Origin of the sequence: Ensifer sp. SL37 (genome assembly GCF_026672675.1) — a bacterium.
In the GTDB taxonomy this organism is placed as follows: Bacteria; Pseudomonadota; Alphaproteobacteria; order Rhizobiales; family Rhizobiaceae; genus Ensifer; species Ensifer adhaerens.
Genome location: NZ_JAPPRN010000007.1, coordinates 15,558 through 35,703, shown reverse-complemented (window position 1 = coordinate 35,703; position 20,146 = coordinate 15,558). Strand labels below are relative to the sequence as shown.

Annotated in this window: 19 protein-coding genes and 3 pseudogenes; 13 read left to right on the top strand and 9 right to left on the bottom strand. The window is 59.7% G+C overall.

Features of this window, described 5'->3' with window-relative positions; translation table 11 throughout:
- Positions 1-161: 161 nt before the first annotated feature.
- The 3 genes from repC to repA form a co-directional block, all read right to left on the bottom strand.
- Positions 162-1,376 carry a plasmid replication protein RepC gene (gene repC, locus OVA00_RS32075; RefSeq protein ID WP_268090411.1) on the bottom strand — a complete coding sequence of 405 codons (1,215 nt, stop codon included), beginning with the start codon at positions 1,374-1,376 and terminating at the stop codon, positions 162-164.
- A gap of 212 nt (positions 1,377-1,588) precedes the next feature.
- Positions 1,589-2,605: a plasmid partitioning protein RepB gene (gene repB, locus OVA00_RS32070; RefSeq protein WP_268090410.1), complete on the bottom strand. Its 1,017-nt coding sequence runs from the start codon at positions 2,603-2,605 to the stop codon at positions 1,589-1,591.
- Complete coding sequence (gene repA, locus OVA00_RS32065; protein ID WP_089045425.1) at positions 2,602-3,864, bottom strand: plasmid partitioning protein RepA; 1,263 nt, start codon at positions 3,862-3,864, stop codon at positions 2,602-2,604. Before repA ends, repB begins: the two co-directional genes overlap by 4 nt.
- 922 nt (positions 3,865-4,786) lie before the next feature.
- Here repA and OVA00_RS32060 point away from each other — a divergent pair.
- On the top strand, positions 4,787-5,638 hold the full coding sequence (locus OVA00_RS32060; protein ID WP_268090409.1) for a DUF932 domain-containing protein: 852 nt from the start codon (positions 4,787-4,789) through the stop codon (positions 5,636-5,638).
- 220 nt (positions 5,639-5,858) lie between these two features.
- On the opposite strand, the gene OVA00_RS32055 is transcribed toward OVA00_RS32060, so the two are convergent.
- Complete coding sequence (locus tag OVA00_RS32055) at positions 5,859-6,092, bottom strand: hypothetical protein (RefSeq protein WP_268090408.1); 234 nt, start codon at positions 6,090-6,092, stop codon at positions 5,859-5,861.
- A gap of 425 nt (positions 6,093-6,517) precedes the next feature.
- On the opposite strand from OVA00_RS32055, the gene OVA00_RS32050 reads away from it, so the two are divergent.
- The 8 genes and pseudogenes from OVA00_RS32050 to OVA00_RS32015 all read left to right on the top strand — a co-directional run bounded on the left by OVA00_RS32050 (position 6,518) and on the right by OVA00_RS32015 (position 10,601).
- Positions 6,518-6,829 (top strand): DUF736 domain-containing protein, encoded by a 312-nt coding sequence (locus OVA00_RS32050; RefSeq protein WP_060644930.1) that lies wholly within the window; start codon positions 6,518-6,520, stop codon positions 6,827-6,829.
- A gap of 290 nt (positions 6,830-7,119) precedes the next feature.
- Positions 7,120-7,296, top strand: coding sequence for a hypothetical protein (locus OVA00_RS32045; protein ID WP_268090407.1), 177 nt, complete (start codon positions 7,120-7,122; stop codon positions 7,294-7,296).
- Positions 7,297-7,321: 25 nt separating this feature from the next.
- Positions 7,322-7,759, top strand: a complete 438-nt coding sequence (locus OVA00_RS39840; protein WP_442780578.1) for a hypothetical protein — start codon at positions 7,322-7,324, stop codon at positions 7,757-7,759.
- A 65-nt stretch (positions 7,760-7,824) separates the two neighbouring features.
- Positions 7,825-8,001 carry a hypothetical protein gene (locus tag OVA00_RS32035; RefSeq protein WP_268090406.1) on the top strand — a complete coding sequence of 59 codons (177 nt, stop codon included), beginning with the start codon at positions 7,825-7,827 and terminating at the stop codon, positions 7,999-8,001.
- A 253-nt stretch (positions 8,002-8,254) separates the two neighbouring features.
- Positions 8,255-8,661, top strand: a pseudogene (locus tag OVA00_RS32030) (hypothetical protein); the annotation flags it as partial.
- Positions 8,661-8,744: pseudogene (locus OVA00_RS39835) on the top strand (zincin-like metallopeptidase domain-containing protein); the annotation flags it as partial. The pseudogenes OVA00_RS32030 and OVA00_RS39835, both read left to right, overlap by 1 nt.
- 714 nt (positions 8,745-9,458) lie before the next feature.
- Entirely contained in the window at positions 9,459-9,767 is a 309-nt protein-coding gene (locus OVA00_RS32020) for a DUF736 domain-containing protein (protein ID WP_268090405.1), read from the top strand.
- Between the two features lie 663 nt (positions 9,768-10,430).
- On the top strand, positions 10,431-10,601 hold the full coding sequence (locus tag OVA00_RS32015) for a hypothetical protein (protein WP_176960363.1): 171 nt from the start codon (positions 10,431-10,433) through the stop codon (positions 10,599-10,601).
- 157 nt (positions 10,602-10,758) lie between these two features.
- Here the strand turns inward: OVA00_RS32015 and OVA00_RS32010 are convergent.
- From OVA00_RS32010 to traC, 5 genes and pseudogenes are all read right to left on the bottom strand, one after another.
- Positions 10,759-11,033, bottom strand: a pseudogene (locus OVA00_RS32010) (HU family DNA-binding protein).
- A gap of 338 nt (positions 11,034-11,371) precedes the next feature.
- Positions 11,372-11,812: a thermonuclease family protein gene (locus OVA00_RS32005; RefSeq protein WP_049810932.1), complete on the bottom strand. Its 441-nt coding sequence runs from the start codon at positions 11,810-11,812 to the stop codon at positions 11,372-11,374.
- Positions 11,813-11,821: 9 nt separating this feature from the next.
- Positions 11,822-13,738: a Ti-type conjugative transfer system protein TraG gene (gene traG / locus OVA00_RS32000; protein WP_029742455.1), complete on the bottom strand. Its 1,917-nt coding sequence runs from the start codon at positions 13,736-13,738 to the stop codon at positions 11,822-11,824.
- The gene (gene traD, locus OVA00_RS31995) at positions 13,725-13,940 is read right to left on the bottom strand and encodes a type IV conjugative transfer system coupling protein TraD (RefSeq protein WP_058328780.1); all 216 of its coding nucleotides are present in this window, start codon (positions 13,938-13,940) and stop codon (positions 13,725-13,727) included. Before traD ends, traG begins: the two co-directional genes overlap by 14 nt.
- 4 nt (positions 13,941-13,944) lie before the next feature.
- On the bottom strand, positions 13,945-14,241 hold the full coding sequence (traC, locus tag OVA00_RS31990) for a conjugal transfer protein TraC (protein ID WP_060520078.1): 297 nt from the start codon (positions 14,239-14,241) through the stop codon (positions 13,945-13,947).
- Between the two features lie 253 nt (positions 14,242-14,494).
- Here traC and traA point away from each other — a divergent pair, with 253 nt between their 5' ends.
- The 4 genes from traA to OVA00_RS31970 are packed head-to-tail and all read left to right on the top strand — an operon-like array spanning position 14,495 to position 20,141.
- Positions 14,495-17,806 (top strand): Ti-type conjugative transfer relaxase TraA, encoded by a 3,312-nt coding sequence (gene traA / locus OVA00_RS31985; protein WP_268090404.1) that lies wholly within the window; start codon positions 14,495-14,497, stop codon positions 17,804-17,806.
- The gene (gene traF / locus OVA00_RS31980) at positions 17,803-18,369 is read left to right on the top strand and encodes a conjugative transfer signal peptidase TraF (RefSeq protein WP_442780577.1); all 567 of its coding nucleotides are present in this window, start codon (positions 17,803-17,805) and stop codon (positions 18,367-18,369) included. Before traA ends, traF begins: the two co-directional genes overlap by 4 nt.
- The gene (locus tag OVA00_RS31975) at positions 18,359-19,525 is read left to right on the top strand and encodes a conjugal transfer protein TraB (protein ID WP_192439386.1); all 1,167 of its coding nucleotides are present in this window, start codon (positions 18,359-18,361) and stop codon (positions 19,523-19,525) included. The genes traF and OVA00_RS31975 overlap by 11 nt, the downstream gene beginning before the upstream one ends.
- Before the next feature lie 13 nt (positions 19,526-19,538).
- Positions 19,539-20,141: a TraH family protein gene (locus OVA00_RS31970; RefSeq protein ID WP_029742461.1), complete on the top strand. Its 603-nt coding sequence runs from the start codon at positions 19,539-19,541 to the stop codon at positions 20,139-20,141.
- The last annotated feature ends 5 nt before the right edge of the window (positions 20,142-20,146 follow it).

The following is a 20,146-nucleotide window of genomic DNA, read 5'->3' as shown; positions in this document are numbered from 1 at the left end:
CTGATCTCACCAGGCTGGAGTTGCCGCCCTTCTGAGATCGCGCCCGCCAACCGAGGGAGAAGCCGTGTCTCGTCATCAGGTGCATTTCCACATCGGGAGAGATAAGCCTCGTCTCGTGTACCGATTTCGATCTACAGCGACAAGAGATGGTAGCCCGGGGTCTATCCAACGCGCCGCTCCGAGCCTCCATTTGCTCTCAACAGAGCCATCAGCATCGGCCCGAGAGAGAATTCGCCGCGCCGTGCCTTTGTCGTCAGGTCGCGCAGGTAACCTCCCGCCGAATTGATGTGTCCTGCCCGCTCAAGGATGCAAGCGACCGCAACGGCAGCATTTTCAGGCCCCATTGCCTCGCAGGCGTCCTGGTACGCGTTCGGGCTTATTCCCAACATCGAACGCACCACGATGGCGGCGGACATCAGGTCACGCCAGTTCGATACGGCACCATCCTGGCCGTACAGTGCGATCTCGGGGCAGGCCCGCATCACCATGCTGAGGGGAAAAGCCTTGATTGGCTCGTTCACCACCCGCTTTGCTGGTTCGGATTTCGCCTCCAGCTCCTCTCCAGAGCCAGGTTCAAGTTCATATAAGGATTCGGTATGTGAATTCTGTATGTGGCGCTCATTTTGGGCATCATTGCTGCTCAAAATTCCAGAATTATCCAAAATATCCAACTGATTGACGATCTCCGAGCAAAGCAGGTCCATCTCGTCGAGGATCGGTGTCAGGTCGTGGATGGTTGGAGACCGCGGGATCCTCGCAACGAGAGCCTGATAAATGCCTTCGATCTTTCCCCAATCGCCGCTCGCCCCTTCTTCAATTGCTGCAGAGATGAGCTTGCGGGCGTCGCGTCTACGGATCGTGAGCGCTTCTTTGGTCTTCCGAAGCAAGGCGTGCTCGGCAGCCACCTGCTGCGCCATCTGCGCAAGTTCCTCCGACCGGACGAGAAGCGGGGAAAGATCGAAACCGAAAGCATCCTGAACATCGCCAGCCCTGTCCTTGCGGGCGTAGCGCTTCCCGTTCGCACTGTCCTTGCGATTGATCAGTCCGGCTTCAACAAGCGCTGCCAGGTGCCGCCGCAGCGTCGCGCCGGCAATACCGTGCGCACGCACCGACAGTTGGGCATTCGAAGGAAAAACGATGAGAGAATCTCCCTGCCGGAGATAAGTCTCAGGATAGAAGCTCAAAAGCGCGTCAAGGACGGCAAGAGCACGATCCTGCAGTCCAAGATGCGCCCTGGCTTCACAGGCATCCCGGAACACTTTCCATTTGTCGGCCGATTTGTTCGGCCGGATCTCGATGGACGCTTTTTGTCGCTTTAACAGCGCAAGCGTCATCGGCCGCCGCCCAAAAGGCGTCGTCACACTTCCACTTTGCATCTTCCTTCACCCTTCAGAAGGCAAAAGATATCCGCTCACCCAATTCGGTGCCAAAAACTCTTGACTGGGATTCGTGGAAATGCGATTCTCAGATTGTCCAGATATGAGAGAGGCTTCCACGACGGCAACGTTAAGGGGGCCTTTTTCTTTTGCGGTATTCCTTTCCGTATTTTCCTTGTCGAATAGACCAGCTGACAGCTTGTCTATAACGTCTAGCTTTGACGCTCACGCGAGAAGCGTTCGATGAGAGCCGGCAATTCGTCGCCGACGAACTTCACGAAGTCCTGACCGAGCGGGCCATCTGCAGAAATCCGAAGCTCCTTGGCCGAAATCTTCCAAGAGCCGAGCTTCGATCCTGCATGGTCCAGAAGGTCACGGCTGTCCTCCCGCGGCGGGCCCGAGGGCTTTATTGCCTCGAAAGCACGCTGGAAGCGTTGATCCGACAGGGAGCCGCCTTCACGTGCATGCGAGAGCACCTTCCGCACCACCTCAAGCGATCCAGGATCGCTTGCTATCGTTCTTGCAAACTCTATCCAGCGCGGCCGACCCACTTTGGGGGCACGTCCAATCGCTTCGATCACGTCTGCCGGGATCGTTCGATAAACGCCGCGCATTCGAGCAAGTTCTGCGTCCGCAATCGACAGTGCCGCATAGATGTTGCGGGCTTTGATGCCGGCGTCGTCCATCCGCGATGCAAACAATGTGCGCTCAATCCAGGTCAGATCTTGCCGGCTCGCGTTCTCGATGCCTTGTGCGACGACGAGATCGAGATCGGAGATGTCGACCTCAAGCGCGCGAACGTTCCGAAGAAGTTCCTTGGCAGCACGCCAACGTCGGTGACCGTAGACAATCTGGTAGCGCCCTGCAGAAGAGGGATGCTGCCGAACCTGGATGGGAACCTTTTGGCCCTCGGCCTCGATCGAGCGTTTGAACGTCTCGAAATCGCTGCCGTCATCATCCGACAATCGGTCGGGGTAGGGGGAAGGATCGATCAGCGCGGGATCGAGCTCAAGGACCGTTCCCCCGCCGGCTTCGACGATGGCCTTTAAACGGTCCCGCTCAGCCCTGATGTCATCGATCGCGCGGTGCGCCGCGCCGACAACGCCAGCCCCGACGCGCGGCGACGGGGCTGGTGGCGCAGGTTGCGGATCGTCCGCGAGCTTGTTCTCCAGTTCTTGCGACAGCAGACCGAAGCTCGCGACAATTGATTTGCGAGATGACTTGCTCATGTCCGCCCCCAGCTATCGTTGATAAGGCGGATAATCGCCTCGTTGACCGAGTCGACGGCTTCACGGGCGCGCTTATGGGTGTCACGACCAATCTGGCCCATTTCGAGCTCGTAAATCGAGCGCTTGGCGAGGCCCGCGGCTTCGACGGCCGTGCTTTCGATGGCGGTCGGCAAGAGGACGTCTGTCCCGAACATATGTCGCAACATCGCAACGACCTGCGATTGCGGCGCATCGTTCGGGTCATGCCGTGTCACGAGATATCGAATGAAATCCTGGTCGAGCTGGGCGCCGCTTTCATTCAAGACGCTGATCAGATCGCCCATCATCAAGAGGAACTGGCTCATGGACGCCACGTCCAGCATCGCAGGATGGACCGTGATGACCATACTGGTTGCCGCATAGATCGCGCTTAAGGTCAAGAAGCCAAGGGAGGGCGGGGTGTCCAGGATGACGACGTCGTAGTCCTGTTCGACGTCTGCCAAGGCAAGCTTCAGGCGCTCGAAAAAGATCGCGCCAGAGCTCGACTTGTTTGCCAGAACACGAGGCGTTTCGTGCTCGTATTCCATGACTTCAAGGTTGCCCGGAACGAGATCGACGCCATCGAAATAGGTTTTGCGAATGATGTCCTTGATCGGTCGCCGCTCGGCGTCATCGTAGCGAAGCGCTGCGTAGATCGTTTCGTTCGCACCGACATCGATTTCCGGCTGCGCACCGAACATTGCAGACAGCGATGCCTGGGGGTCAAGATCGAGTGTGAGGACGCGATAACCATGGAGGGCAAGGTAATGCGCCAGATGAACACATGTCGTGGTCTTCGCACTACCGCCCTTGAAGTTCGCGATCGCCAGCACCTGGAGGTGCTCACCCGGTCGGCGGCGAGGCAGGAAGCGGAGTGCTTCCGCAGGCTTCTGCTTGGCAAACAGCTCTCGCAGTTCGTTGATTTGTGCGAGCGTGTAGACGCGATGGTTGTTCTCAAGGCGGCCCGGCGTCGGCCCGCGCCCTTCCGATGACATCAGCTTCAGGGTCGAATCCGGTATGGACGTCAGCTTCGAGACTTCGTTCGTGAGAAACGACCTCAAGGCCTTTTCCGACCTCGGCGGGTACATCCGTGTCCGCAGTTGCTGCAGCTGGTTCGACAAAAGACCGGCGTGCCGCAAGATCTTTGCGGCTGCGTCTTCCTTGAGTTGAACGTCATTTTCTGCGCGTTGAGCTATCGCCATTTTTCCCTCTTGGCGGTCAAAGACCGGTTTGACGGCCATTATCCGCCAAGAGATAGAACACGATTCTCCTGAACCGTCCAGAATTATAGGGTTAACAAAGCTTTAACGTCGATTGTGACGACTCGGTGACCAAACCCGCGCTAGTCGTTGGAATCGCGTGTGTTTTTCCCAAACGCAACGCTCCCGGCGGCTGAAATTGCGCACACATTTGTTAAGCTCGACGCCGTCAGTTGCAGGGCAATCACCGTTGCGTTGTCCCCCTGTCACCCGAATCAGTGCGGCAATGCGACAGGAATTATCAACGCAAGCTGCCTACAGCATGTGTCTGTGCCTGTGCATGTGATTGCCGGATCGGGAGAGACGATCTTCCCCGCCGAACCTCATCCCCTGGACTAAATGCAACGAAGTCTCGAGAGCGTTTTCACCCTCGAACGGTTTCCAGTCCTAGCCTTCTCCGACATTCGTCCGTGCTTGGTCGGACGCAGCTATTGTCCCCGAGTTTCAGTAACGCGCGTCAAAGGAAGCATTTTGCCCGCACGCGTGAATGCTCGAGAGTGCGCTGCCAACGCGAGGGCTTCACGTGCCTGATTGGTGGAACGCTACGGTCGGGGGCAGTCGGTCCCGCTTCCCCTTCGGGCCACTATGTTAAAGCTCCTGCGGCGGCCCTTTTTCCGCCCATCGCGTGACGCGAATTCCCGCTTTCCCGCTGAAGCGCCGCTATGCTGAAAGCTCCGATACGCTTCATTGTTGGTTGACCGATCGACCCCGATCGGTCGAGGGGGCCGAGGGTCTTTGCCCCTTCTCTCCCCTAAACAGTCTTTCGCCCACCTTCCTTCGCTTGCGCTTTCGTGCAGGCGGTTCCCCGCAAAGACTGTTTTCCCCTCCGTCCCCACCGCTCGCGCGGCCCCGGGAAGCAGGACGCGGCCCTGCTTCGCGGTCCAAGGGAAAAGGAGAAATGACGATGAGCATTTACGCCAAAACTGCCCGATTTGACACCGGTCGAGCTCTCACCGAGGACGAGATGCGTGGCCTTGCACCTTCGATATTTGCCACCTCAGCGCACGAAAGCCGCTCCGAGCGCTTCAAGCCGATCCCGACAATCGAGATTTTGCGCGGTCTCGCTAAGGAGGGGTTCATGCCTGTCGGAGCGCGCCAATCGGTTAGCCGCACCGAAGGAAAGGCGAATTTTACAAAGCACCTCATCCGGCTTCGCCGTCTCGATGATGGCAATATCTATCACGTCGGCGATACCGTCTGCGAAATCCTGCTCAAGAATGCAAATGACGGAACGAGTGCATACGAATTGCTCGCAGGACTTTTCCGCGTGTGCTGCCTCAACTCGCTCGTTGCGCAAACGGGAACGATCGACGCGATCAAAGTCCGGCACTCCGGCGATGTTCAAGGCAAGGTGATCGAGGGCACCTATCGCGTCCTTGGGGAGGCGGAGCGCACTCTGGCGGCGCCGCAGGACTGGTCGGGCTTAAGAGTGGGGCGTGAGGCAAGGGAAGTCCTGGCCGAGGCTGCACATCTCGTTCGTTTTGGCGACAGCGAAGGGTCGGTGACAAACCCGATCAAACCGGAGCAATTGCTGGTGCCACGCCGCATCGAGGACCGGGCAGAAGATCTTTGGACCGTGTGGAATGTCGTTCAGGAGAACAGCGTTAAAGGTGGATTGCCTGCTGTAAGGCGTGATGAATTCGGCAGAGCGCGCCGGTCGACGTCACGACCGATCAACGGCATCGATCAGGACATCAAGCTCAACAAGGCTCTTTGGCTCATTGGTGAGAGAATGGCCGCATTGCTCCGCCGCTGACCTTCTCGGCCGATCGATTTCCTCGCGTCCGGTATCCATCTGGACGCGAGGCGATCGCGTGCCTTGAGGGGCGCCCCAAAGCCCCGCCCCTCAAACTCCCCTGCCCACCCGGAAGACGCCAGCGCGAAGGACGCTCGCGTCGACCTGGACAGTTTGCCTGGTCGGTCTGGCACTGGATGTGCAGCAACGCTGGATTGGGACAAGCGCCCATGGGCATCCATCAGGCAACTGAAGGACGCTCGCTCTGACGGTGAGCGACGACATCGGTCGCCGCGGACGGGCCCTGTTCTGCCGGAATGGCTGCAATGGGTTCGTCGGTCACGCGCAGGTCCATTTTTCCCCAAATCGACGCCTTTTGCGCCTTGTTCCGCGGCTTTCTGGACTGCTTGATTTCAACGATGAACGGTCTTGTCTGCTTGGCCCATGTCTCCTCCCCTGGACGGGTCGCGATCAAACGAGTTCGCGCGCGACGGGATTTGCAGCTGTGCCTTGATCGAGGATGGAGACGGCAACGGCGAAAGTCGGCTCCGACGGAATTCGCAGGTTGTGGACGACCGCCGAACGTTTTGATCAGCGTTGGCCTGCTTCGTTGCCATGGAGATGTTTCTTCCGTGCCTTGGGCCGCGCCCTGCGCGGGCTCGATGGGGCGTGTCTGACCGGAAAACGGCTGACGCCTCGATCGTCCGCCCGCAACGGCAGGCGCACTTTTCTTGCCCCTGGCGGCTCAGGCCGCCATTCCCCGCCAACCCAACAAAAGTGTGCCTTGCCGTCCTCCATTTCATTGCGGCCCAATGGGTGCGGTCCGATCGTCCCCGGTCCTATCGACAGCCATCGAGGCCGCGAAGGGCGCGGCCCGAAACAACAGAAAGGAACTTCGACATGGCAACCATCGGCACTTTCACCTCCACTGAAAATGGCTTCAACGGCTCGATCCGCACCCTGGCCCTCAACGTCAAGGCTCGCATCGCCCGGATCGAATCTCCTTCCGACAAGGGCCCCCACTTCCGCATCTATGCCGGCAACGTCGAGTTCGGGGCGGCCTGGCAGAAGAGCTCCGAGCAGACCGGTAAAGACTACCTCTCGGTCAAGCTCGATGATCCAAGCTTTCCTGCTCCGATCTACGCGACACTTGCGGGGGGCGAAGGTGAAGATGGCTACCAGCTGATCTGGTCGCGCCCGAACCGGGACTAACAAGCAGCAGGCCCCGCCGCCAGGCGGGGCCTCTCTTTCAACGCCGGGAGCCGACAATGACCATCGAACACTGATTAAGCCACGCGGGCCGAAATCAGGAATGCGCGCCGCTTCCTGGCGTCGTTGGTCTATTGATGAATCCTGCAATTTCGCGGTCGAAATTCGACCGCTATGATCCAGATTTTCGATCTGAAGCGCAGCATGAAATGACCGGCAGACGAAGAGATCCGGCCCTGAGCCAGGACGCCGTCGATCGGGAATTGGCCCGCTCCTGAGATGGAGCCTTCCATATGTCGCACGACCTTTCTCTTGCACAGGCCCACGCGTTCCAGCTTTCCCGCGACCTGATGGTCCCGGTCACCGTCTTCGAAGTCGACGGCGAATACGGCATCCTTCCCTCTGACGAGATCGACGCTGGCGATGACCTTGAGGTCATCCACGAGCTCTATCCCTTTGCGGCTCATTGAGCCTCCCGACGAATTTCTGCCGAACATGGGTTCGGAGGAGTTCTTGTTATGCCTGTCGCGCCAGGCGCTGGAAGGCTCTTGCGCGGAGGCGTCCGTCCAGCCCCGGCCGAAGGTACGTGAAACCCGTGCGGCGCTCGTCGAGCATTTCGCAAACGAGCACTTCGTCCATGCGTTGGGCCGCTTCGCGCCGCCAGCCGACGAGCTGCTGGGCTGGGTCCGCGCCGGCGCTGCGACCGATATCATTGGCGCGGGACCTCAGAATGTGGCGTCGGCGATGGGCACGATCCCGCCGAAGAGGATCACGACGACGCGGTCGATGGCGATCCACTGGATGCAGTTCTACCAGCCGACGAGAAGAATGATCATGACATCGATAAGAGGGCTGCAGCATGACCCTCCGCCATTCAATCGAACATCGCATCACCCACGGGGGTGGAGTTTTCCAGCAGCGCGGATGTTTTAGCCGTTGCCCGCATTGGTGATCTGGTGCTGGATATAGTCACGGCATCCAGCGCCTTTACGTGTCTCGTGAGTGCTGTCGCTGTCCGTCGGCCGCTTGCGACGATGACGCGCAGCGGCATCTCGATTGCCCTGACCCGGCAGATTGCGGCGCCTGCCGAAAGACAGGCGACGACGGTGAAGGTCCGGAGCCGGAAAGGCGCCGATCCAATCCCCGTCTCTCGCATCTGCCTGACCTTCGAATGATGGCGGGAACTCGACGCCGTTGCAAACAGGCAAGCAGGTTATCGGCGAGCTTGAGTATCGCGATCATGCGGCTGTGGGGTACAGGCGGGAATAGGCGGACCTGAGACGACGGCGCCAGTGCTACACTTGCCCGGTTTCGGTCGGCATGCCGGGCTTGGCCATGTCGTCTTCTCTCGGTCTGGAACTGATATCGGGCCCGAACCGGATTGCCAGCACCAGGTCATCGCAACCTCGCCGCGGCACCACCCTCGCAATGGTCCGCCTTTCCTGCCCCCACGCCACCCAGGCATTGAAGATCGCCGAAAGCTTCGGACAGCAGTCGTCGACAGCGATGGCATCCGCAGCCTTCATGAACGGTTGATCATCCACACTTCCAAGTGCCTCTCCGAAGGCCTGGGCTAAAAGGCCATGCAGATCCATCTGCAGCGCATCGTCGGGACCTTTGTCGGATCGGCGCACGGCGCTGGACAGTTCTACTCCCGCGCCGTGACCGAGCCGCGCGACGCCACCGCCAAGGCGTCCAACGATGCCCTCGATGGCCCGGTTGGCTATGACAGCGCCGCCCAACGCAAGCGGGAGTTCGCGGCCGACATGGAGGTCCAGTCCCACGCGCTCAGAATGGCAGCGGAGGGCGCAGTGGCCAACGACAAACAGGCGATTTCCAGGCGGCGGCTCACGCGCAGCGCGCCGTCAGCTTCCTGCATTCGTTGCAGCCAGAGGCGGAAGTGAAGGCAGCGGCATGATGTTCATGCTTGAGCGCGGCCGTCACCACCGGTGGCGGCCGCCTGATCCGTATCCAACGGTCCTTGAGACCTTGTGCGATGATGTCAGCGTCCAGCCTTCCCCAGATCGATGGTCTCTCGGCATCGGGTTTGGGTTTGCGGGACGGTTTGCGTTCGACGATGAACGGCTTGGTCTGCTGACGCATTGATCCTCCAGGCTGCGACAAGCGAGAGCAACGATATCCCACCGGGTATGTCGGGCAAACGGGCACATTGAGGCGGAAGCGGATGCCCCGATTGATGCGGGTTGACAAAGGCCATGGTGGGTCAAGGCGACGGGTGCCGTTTGTGCACCGGCGAGCGCTGCGACACGCCTTTGCCATATCCCTTCACGTCAGAGTTTCCGGCAACCCATCTGCGGGCTCGATGAGGCATGTCTGACCGGAGACCGGCTTCGCCTCGATCGTCTTGCCGCAACGGCAGCCTCAGATTTCTTACCCCCGAGCCAACCTACCCCACTCGACAAGTCGAGCGAGGACCCCAGCTCGGTCTCCTCCTCTCCCACTAACAAATCTGCGACTTGCCGCCCTCCATTTTATTGCGGCCTAATCGCCACCCCAACGCGCGGGCGCGATGGGGACCCCGGCTGGGTGCGGTCCGATCGTCACCGGTCTTTGCGACAGCCATCGAGGCCGCGATGGGCGCGGCCCGATACACAAGAAAAGGAATACGACAATGGCAACCATCGGCACCTTCACCTCCACCGAAAACGGCTTCACCGGCTCCATTCGCACCCTCGCGCTCAACGTCAAGGCGCGCATCGCCCGGGTCGAGAACCCTTCCGACAAGGGCCCGCAGTTCCGCGTCTACGCCGGCAGCGTTGAACTCGGCGCCGCCTGGCAGAAGACCACCGAGCAGGGCCGCGACTACCTGTCGGTCAAGCTTGACGATCCGAGCTTCCCTGCCCCGATCTACGCAACGCTCGCTGAAGTGGAAGGCGAAGACGGACTCCAGCTCATCTGGTCCCGCCCGAGCAGGGACTGAGGTTTCCAGGGGCCTCGCCGCCGGCGGGGCCCCCAGCAATGCAGGAAAACATGGCTCCGTCTTGGCGGTTTTGGTACCGGAAGCGGGATTTCATCAGTTGCAAATTTCTCGGGCCGGTTTTGTGCAGTCCGAATATCTGCAAAGGCGCGCCAACCGCCGTACCTACCCGATGTTGAGATTTGCTCTTGCGCAGTTTTTCAGATGTCTCAAACACGTCTTAATGCGTCTCGATGACCTACAATCGACATCGATTTGTTGTATCCCGGATCGAACGAATAGCCATGGCCACCCAGCTATCTCTTCCACGCAACCGAATTTCCGTGCTTCCAGCGGTGTAGGAGCAACAGGCGCGGGTGGCTTCGCGCGCCGGTGAGGCCTCTTCTTGTGTCGAGAAGACGAAGCCGGACCCGGCATCGAGCCCGGTCCGGCTTTCTTGGTGCCATACGGCTTGCGGAAAAGCTGCTCAGAATATCCGATTGTACCAAGCGGGCATGCAGGCCTCAAGGACGAGCGGTGCCCCCAATTTCCTCCCGCAGCCTGATTGCTGCCCCGGAAATCGGCTCCCCCACTCGCCGGCTCTGCCGGTCGCTGTTGCGATCCCTGACTCCGCCATCCCCTTCTCGGGACTGTCGGTCAACTTTCACAAACGTCAGGGAAACGAAGATGACCCATTCTCTCGAAATCCAGATCGAAGAACTGCGGGCTGAACTGACCGGGACCATCAGCGACAGTGAACGGCGCGAGATCAAAATTGAGCTGGAACTGGCGCAAGCCGAATTGGCAATCATCACGGCGGAGCAGGAAGACAGAGCTGTACCTGAGCCGCCCTTCTAAGCCGGCATTTCCCATTCAGTGTCTTGCCAGCGGCTATGGATCGAAGATGGAATCGAGTCCGCTGGACTCGGTCTCTTTGCATGCGAAGGCCGCCATGGCGGCCTCCGCATGCAAAGAGAGTTTTCGCGACGCGCCCGATCGCGCACGCGAACAAAGCTCATTGGTTCAAGGCATCTTTCAACGCCTTGGCGGGCGCGAAAGTGAGCTTTTTGGCTGCCGCGACCTTGATCGTCGCTCCCGTGGCCGGATTGCGTGCCTCGCGTTCAGGCGTATCCTTCACCTTGAACTTGCCGAAGCCCGGAATGGAAGTCTCGGCGATTCCGCGGCAGTCGTGATCGCAGAGAAAACTGCTTCGACGATCGCCTTGCTTTGCACTTTGGTGAGGCCATGGTTGGTTGCGATCTTGTCGGCGATTTCATTCGTTGTCGTCACCCGCTCTTGCCCGCGCGGGCCTATACGCCCCATGGCTCGAGCATCGCCGATCGGGCAGTTGCACCTCCAACGACTTATATGGATCGATCGCAGCCAATCGATTCACGAGGGTGATGTTTCGTAAAGGTGGCTTCAAATGGAGCCGCTTGCCGGGGATAGTCGGTCCCGGGTTCCGCCTGGCGGCGGCGCTATGCTAACCCTCCTGCGGCGACCCTTTTAACCGGTCAAGCGGCGCGTGAATTGGCGCCGGACGCAGGATGCGTCCTCTGCCTGATACGCTCATTGCCTCAAGAGTGGCGGGGCGAAAGCCGCGACAGGTCTCATCGCCTTCGGCTGCGTCAGTTGCACCAGCTCCGACGCTGTCCCTCCCAGCTGCGCGCCAGGCCCTCGGATATCATGATTTCGCCGAGCGATGATCCGTTGCGCAGCACTGTCCGCAGCTTCCGGCCGTTGCGATCTGCATCGCGCAAGCCGCTGGTGAGCGAAAATTCCCCGGCATTTAGGAGCACGAGCAGACGGTACTTTGCGGCTTCACCGAGCTCTGCTTCGCGCACGCAACGCGGCGGACTGAGCTCCGGTGTGTCGATGTCGGCGATGCGGATTTTTTGACCGCGAAACCAGAAGGTGTCCCCATCTACGACGCAATTGACGCGCGGGGCGCTGGAGCAGATCGAAAACTGTGCCGAAAGGCTGTCACGCGCCGCGGCATGCGAGACTGCCGGCCCAGCCATACAGAGCAGCGTGCCCGCGATGGCCAACGAGCCTTTGAGAAAATTCATGCTTGCTTCCTATTTCATTTTTTCGAATCTGTTTTCCGCTACGCAACTTTTCATGTCTGCACGGCGAAACCAAATCGCTCGGCCGCAGCGAAGCGGCGGATTGCCAGCAGTAAATACGATCTGCTCGTCGGCTCGCATTTGCAGCACTTCGTGCGGCTGGATCAATGGTCTTGCCGCGAGTTGCTTCGAACGTGTCCGCGAGGATCCCCGTGACTGGAAACTGCGGCTCACCTGATCGATCTCGACAGTCGTCATTCCGCATCGCCGGGAAATGTAGTCGGCGGTTTCAGGATCGTTGATGGCAGCGAAACTGATCCAGCTTACACTTTCGAACCACTTGCTTGCCGCGTCGCGCCCGCCATAAGCTTCTCGCATCTGACCAATCGACTGATAGATCATCGTGAGCGTGATACCGTACTTGCGACCGGCGTCCCTTGCCGTTTCAAGAACGCGCATGTAACCGAGCCGGGACACCTCGTCGAGAAGGAACAAGGTGCGACCGTTCATCTCCCCATTGCGATTGTAGATCGCGTTGAGCAACGCGCCGATGATGACACGGGCAAGACCAGAGTGGCCTTCCAATGTTTTCAGATCCACGTTGATGAAAACGTCCGCGTGTCCGGTGGCAATCTCTCCGGTTGAGAACGTCGAGCCGGATACAAGTGCGGCGTAGTTTGAGTAGGACAGCCAATGCGTTTCCCTAACCGCGTTTGCATAGACGCCCGAAAAAGTCTCCGGCGTCATGTTCACGAAGGCCGCAACGTTCTCCTTCACGAAGTCGGAATCCGAATTGTCATAGATTGTTTGCAACCGCTCGCGAAGCTTCGGCTCCGGTTCGGAGAGGTTCTTGCGTACCTGACGCAAAGTTTGGTCCGCTTTGTCAGTGCGTCCCGACAGGCACACATCGGCGATCAGAGCCGTCAACAACTGTAGCGCTGACGCGCGAAAGAAGTCATCGCGCACGCCACGTACACCACCGCTTTCGCTCATGATCCACGAAGCGACCGACGCAATATCCTCTTCCTTCGTTCCACCAAACCGACCGACCCAATCCAACGCGTTGAATCCCGTCTCCGGGGCCATTGGATCGAGGACGAAGACGTCCCGGTCGGCGTCTCGCCTATGCTTCGAGACCATTGGCGCTACTTCTTTCGACGGATCAAGGATGACTACCGAGCCACCCCATTTGAGTGCCGTCGGGATCGTCACTGACGTCGTCTTGAAGCCGCCGGATCCGGCGAATACGATCCCGTGTGAGGAGCCGAATGACCCGTCGAAGCAAAGGAGCGGCGATTTGCCACCGGCACCCCAGGTGTCGGGACTATCCGCGCGAAACGACTGTGCTGCAGTGCTATCCTTATCGACCCGGTAAAGCTCTCCGACAACGATTCCTCCGGATTCGGGAAAAAGCCTTGCGGCCGATGCGAGCTTCATCCAGTCCGCTTCTCCATGAAGTGCCCGTCTTCCGTTGACACGCTTCGGTTCTGGACGCGCAAAAGCGGCGTTGCCGATCAACACGACCCTCAAAGCGAAAGACGCCGCCATCAGCGCGATCGCAGCGCCGAGCACTGTTGCGGGGTCAAGAGAGGCCGCCAGGTTCTTGCCTGCCGGCATCTTCCCCGCAAACGCGGCAAGACGTACCGCTTCACGCAACGCGGCGATCAGGATTGTTGCACCGCTTCCGGCAACGACACCCCAGCCGGAAAAGCGGACACTTGCCGAACCAGCAGACGCGAATAGGAAGACGACACCCACCGCCGACGCTGCAATATACGGCGCAGAAATTCCAACGCGACCAAGAGCGACCTTTGCCGCTTCCGTGTTTCCGAAGCCTTGAAGCCAAGTCTCCATTCCGGTCGTGACAAAGATGGCGGTCACCATGAGTGCGACCGGTGCGACGACCAACAGGGTCCTAGTCGCCGTCATTGCTGAAGGCCTCCGCACCGATAGCGATCAGCCTGGTTCGCTCGCCTTCATCGTATTTGAGGCGGCGAGCGAGTTCGATGAGCGCGCCCAGGATAAGCGCGCGCTTCTCGTATCGCAGACCTGCTTTGACGATCAGGTCGCCAAGTTCGATCTTGTCGCGCGTGTCCTTTTTGCGCGCCTTTGAAGTCGTAGTGCGGCGCATGCGCTCAAGCCTCGTGACCGCTCCCCGAAGTCGCGCCAGCCGAGACCGTCGCACTTTCCGTCGTGGCCGCGACGCCAACCCCTGCCCGCCCCTTTCCGTTCGATCCGACTTTGCCTCCGCGAAAGTGTTTGGCCATATCCTCGAAGGCCTTCTGAAGATCCGCCTCCTCGATCTCGATTTCACCGAGTCCGGCCTTGAGTGCGATGCGACCGATCCGTTCGGCTTCACGCGTCTCGGCGTGCTTCAGCTGTTCCTGAAGCTTGGCGATTTCTTCGCGGATCCTGGAGGAGGGCTTCTTCATTTACGGTTGTCCCTGTCTGATGTTGTTTGGATTGAACAGCATCAGGTTCCTTCAGATCGGCGTGCCGATCCACTAACAGAAGTGCGAGTTGGCGCAGCCAACGCCTTTGATCATGATCCCGGCCGTTCCGAAGGAGCGGATCCGAAGGGCGCAATTATACGTCGCTGACGCGACGCTTTGCTTTTTGGCCCAGCGGGGCCGCCGCTCACGACGAATGTATTGAATTCGCTCGATCACAGGAACTTTCGTAGCGATGGCCGCTCCGCATTTTTCCGTCAGTATCGTCGCACGCGGCTCCGGCCGAAGTGCGGTGCTGTCGGCGGCCTACCGGCACTGCGCGAAGATGGACTACAAGCGTGAGGCCCGTACGATCGACTACACCCGCAAGCAGGGACTTCTGCATGAGGAGTTCGTCATCCCCGCTGATGCGCCGGAATGGCTGCAATCGATGATTGCCTATCATTCGGTGTCCGGCGCCTCGGAAGCCTTCTGGAACAAGGTCGAGGATTTCGAGAAACGCTCGGACGCCCAGCTTGCCAAGGACGTGACCATCGCCCTGCCGATCGAACTTTCGGCCGCGCAGAACATCGAGCTCGTGCGGGATTTTGTTGCAAGACATATTACGGGTCAGGGCATGGTGGCGGACTGGGTCTTCCACGACGCGCCCGGCAATCCGCATATCCATCTTATGACGACATTGCGGCCCCTGACCGAAGATGGGTTCGGTTCGAAGAAGGTTGCTGTCACAGGTCCGGACGGCAAACCGCTTCGTAATGATGCTGGCAAGATCGTCTACCAGCTTTGGGCCGGAAGCCTCAACGACTTCATTGTGTTTCGAGATGGCTGGTTCGCCTGCCAGAACAGGCATCTTGCGCTCGCCGGCCTCGACTTGCGCGTCGATGGCCGCTCCTACGAGAAGCAGGGTATTGCGCTCATGCCCGCAATCCATCTCGGCGTCGGCGCCAAGGCCATGGAGCGGAAAGCGACTGGTTGCGGAGAGGTGGCAGCGCTCGAACGGTTGGAGCTCCAGGCGGAACGTCGCGCCGAGAATGCGCGTCGGATCCAGAGAAATCCTGGTATCGTGCTCGACCTGCTCACCCGTGAGAAGAGCGTTTTCGACAGCCAAGACATCGCGAAGATCTTGCATCGCTATATCGACGACGCCGGCCATTTCCAGAACCTGATGGCGCGCATTCTGGAGAGCCCGGAGACGCTGCGGCTGAATCTCGAGAGGATCGACTTTGCGACGGGTTTGCGCGCCCCGGCGAAATACACCACCCGCGAGCTGATCCGGCTGGAAGCCGGGATGGCCAATCGCGCGATCTGGCTGTCGCAGCGGTCCTCGCATGAAGTTCGCCGGCCAGTGCTCGACGCGACATTTGCACGTCATGACCGGTTATCAGACGAACAGAAAACGGCGATCGAGCATGTCGTGGGTAAGGCACGCATCGCTCTTGTCATCGGCCGCGCCGGTGCGGGCAAGACGACTATGATGAAGGCGGCGCGGGAGGCGTGGGAAGCCGCCGGTTATCGTGTCGTCGGCGGCGCACTTGCCGGTAAGGCGACCGAAGGTCTGGAGAAGGAAGCGGGCATTGCCTCGCGCACGCTTGCGTCCTGGGAAATGTGCTGGGGCAAGGGTCGCGAGCAACTCGACGACCGTTGCGTTTTCGTTCTCGACGAGGCGGGCATGGTCTCATCGCGGCAGATGGCGCTGTTTGTCGAAGCCGTCACCAGTTCCGGTGCCAAGCTCGTTCTTGTCGGTGATCCGGAGCAATTGCAGCCGATCGAAGCGGGCGCCGCCTTCCGGGCCATCGCGGATCGGATCGGTTATGCCGAGCTCGAAATCATCTACCGCCAGCGCGAGCAGTGGATGCGCGATGCTTCGCTCGATCTGGCGCGTAGCAATGTCGGCAAGGCGGTCGAAGCCTATCGCGCCAACGGCAGGATGATCGGCGCAGAACTGAAGTCGGAGGCAGTCGCAGCTCTCATTGCCGACTGGAACCGCGACTTCGATCCTGCGAAGTCTTCCCTGATCCTCGCTCATCTACGGCGCGACGTCCGGATGTTGAACGAATTGGCGCGGGCCAAGCTCATACAGCGCGGCATCATTGAGTCGGGTGCGACATTCAAGACAGCAGACGGCGATCGCAGTTTCGCAGCGGGCGACCAGATCGTCTTCCTGAAGAACGAGGGATCGCTGGGCGTCAAGAATGGCATGCTGGCCAAAGTCGCCGATGCGGCTCCCGGTCGCATCGTTGCGGAGATTGGCGACGGCAAGCATCGCCGCCAGATCTCGGTGGATCAGCGCTTCTACAGCAATGTCGATCACGGCTACGCGACCACCATTCACAAGAGCCAGGGTGCCACGGTCGACCGGGTGAAAGTACTCGCTTCCCTCTCGCTGGATCGTCATCTGACCTATGTGGCGATGACGCGCCATCGCGAGGATCTCGGCGTCTATTACGGCCGTCGTTCTTTTGCGAAGGCCGGCGGCCTGATCGCGATCCTGTCTCGCAAGAATTCGAAGGAAACCACGCTCGACTATGTGAACGGGAGCTTCTACCGCCAGGCCCTCCTTTTTGCCGAAGCTCGGGGATTCCATCTCGTCAATGTCGCGCGCACTTTAGCGCGAGACCGGCTCGTTTGGGTTGTCCGGCAGAAGCAGCGGCTCGTTGAGCTCGGCGCTCAACTGTCTGCCCTCGGCAAAGCTTTGGGCCTGTCCCCAATCAAGAAATCATCCGAAACAGCGAGCGCCATCAACGAGGCAAAGCCCATGGTGTCAGGAATTAAGGTATTTCCAAAATCGCTTGAGCAGACGGTAGAGGATAGGCTTGCAGCCGATCCCGGTCTGAAGAAGCAGTGGGAGGAAGTCTCATCTCGCTTCCACGTTGTCTACGCGGAGCCGGAAGCCGCATTCAAAGCGATCAATGTCGACGCCATCCTTGCGGACGAAGCTGCCGCGAAGTCCGCGATCGCGAAGATCAACACGGAACCGGAAAGTTTTGGTGCGCTCAAGGGCAAGACAGGCATGTTCGTGAGCAGCGCCCACAAGCAAGATCGAGAAAAGGCGACTCTGAATGCCCCCGCTCTCGCGCGCAATCTGGAACGCTACCTGCGCCACCGCGCGGTGGCCGAGCGCAAGCACGAGACGGAGGAACGGTCGATCCGCGCAAAGTTCTCGATCGACATTCCCGCCCTCTCGCCGTCCGCCAAGCAGACACTCGAACGGGTTCGAGATGCGATCGATCGGAATGATCTTCCGGCGGGTCTGGAGTTTGCGCTTGCCGAGGGACAAGTGAAGGCGGAACTCGATGGTTTTACCAGGGCGGTGTCCGAGCGGTTTGGCGAAAGGACCTTCCTCACACTGGCTGCGAAAGAGCCGAACGGCGAGACGTTCCAGAGGCTGACGTCGGATATGAACCCATCGCAGAAGGGCGAGGTCCAATTTGCTTGGAACGCCATGCGGACCGCTCAGCAGCTCGCCGCGCATGAGCACACCATGACTGCCTTGAAACAGTCAGAGACATCTCGTCAAACGAAGAGCCAGGGGCTCTCATTGAAATGATCCTTGCTCTATTTGGACATTCGGGTCGGCCATCACGCGCAAGCGTCCGGTCGAGGAGTTTTCTGGTCGTCACCCTGGCAATTCCGATCATTGTCGGCTTGGGCGGGCTCCTCGGTTATCGTGTGAACCTGACACCAAGCGAGCCGTTGGGCGTCTGGCGTATCAGGCCGCTCGAGCGGCCGGCAGCCCGCGGCGATCTCGTCTTCATCTGCCCTCCGCAGGCGAGGTCTATGGAGATCGCGCGCCAGCGCTGTTATCTGAGGGCAGGACTTTGCCCAGGCGGTTACGCTCCGCTTATCAAGACGATCGTGGCCTTGCCAGGCCAATACGTTCAGATCGGTCACAACGTCACCATCGACGGTATTCCCGTGTTGAGCTCCACGCTTTCATCGAAGGACGGGGGAGGCCGACGATTGACAGCTTTCAGTGGCGGCAGCGTGCCGTCGGGCACCGTGTTCCTGCACTCTGGTTTCCGGGGCTCCTTCGATTCTCGCTACTTCGGCCCGGTGCCGGCGTCGGGCATCCTCGGTTTGGCAGAGGAGGTTATCACTTATGCCCCATAATTGGTTCCGACCTCTCCTGCAGGTCATCAGTGCTGCGGCCGTCGGATGGGTTGGCTGGAGCGGTGAAGTGCTGCTGCTGCCGGTCTCGGCATTATTTCCCGCACTCTGGTCCACGGCGGAAAACAGAGCGCAGGCCGCGCTGGTTTCCACCGCTTACTTTCTGTCGGCGTCGCGTGGCTTGCCGCAAGGCGTCGCAACGTTTTACGCGTCCGACCTCTGGCCCGGATTGATACTGTGGTTGATCGCCTCGAGCGCCTTCGTCGTCGTCCATACGTCCTGTTGGACCGGAAGAAGTGGTTGGCGGCGCGGGATTTTCTATCTCGGCGCATCCGTCCTCATGGCGGTCCCACCATTTGGAATTCTTGGCTGGGCGCACCCGATCACCGCCGCAGGCGTCGTGTTCCCGGGATGGGGTTGGTCGGGACTGGCGCTGATGGCAGCCGGCCTCGCCGTCATGACGACTTGGCTTCGGCCGGCTGCAGCCATAGCCTTGATGAGCTTCTGGCTCTGGTCCGCCGCTGAGTGGACGACGCAGAGTTTACTTTCGGGTTGGCATGGTGTCGATCTTGATTTCGGCGCCTCCCTCGGTCGCGTGAGCAATCTTGACCGCCACCGTGCTCTTGCAGCAACGGTCCGGGCAGCAAACCAAGGCCAAGGTTCGGTTGTCGTTCTTCCTGAGAGCGCGCTCGGTTTCTGGACGCCGACGGTCGAACGCCTCTGGAACCATGAGCTGAATGGAACCGGTCTCATCGTGCTCGCTGGCGCAGCGGTCTTGAATGACGATGGATACGACAACGTCTTGGTGTCGATTTCCGAAAAGGGTGGTGAAGTCGCTTATCGTGAGCGAATGCCGGTTCCCGGTTCCATGTGGCAGCCGTGGCGGGCCTGGACAGGGGGAGACGGTGGCGCCAAAGCACATTTCTTTGGCGATTCCGCCGCCTTCGTTGGCAATACCCGCATCGCTCCCCTGATTTGCTACGAATTGCTTGTCGCCTGGCCGGTCCTGCAATCGATGCTCCGTGATCCCGACGCCATCGTCGCCGTCGGCAATGGGTGGTGGACGGCTGGAACCTCAATCGTCGACATTCAACGCGCCAGCGCTCAGGCCTGGGCACGGCTCTTCGACAAACCTCTCGTCATTTCCTTCAATACCTGAACCGGGAGATCGCATGATGGACATTGCGTTGATCAAAGAATGTGCCGACCCCTCACTCAGGCCGGCGATCGTAGAGAAGTTCGTTGAGGCAGCCGGCTCGCCCGATCCGCTTACCATTACCGTGAATTCGGGCGGGCGATTGATCCTCGTGCCGAAGGCGACAACAGCGGACAGCGCAATGGAGATCATTCGGCAGAATGTAGGGCGCGCAGTCGTTCGCGTGGGCCTAACGCAGTTTCCGGCAGGAGTAGTCTTGAAAGAGGCGTACGAACTGAAATCCGACCTCGTCGAACCATGTGCGAACCTGCGAATGGGCACGCTGATGTTTGCGAAGATCCTGCGGATCGTTGCCAAATGGTACGGCAATCCGAGGAGCGATGACGTCTTTCCGCAGATTTTCGAGGATGCGGTCTATGCCTGGAAGACGGGAGAGTTCGAAGGCGTAAGCGTGTTCGAGGCGGAGGACCCGGGAGGTTCAATCGAAATGCCGAAGCAAAGCAAAGTGCATTCTATCGATGATGAGGAAGCAGCAATGACTATACCCGCGAACGGGACGAATGAGGATCTTGGACGCGCTGGAATTCGCATTGACCTGTCCCGCATCGGCGGAAATTGACATTC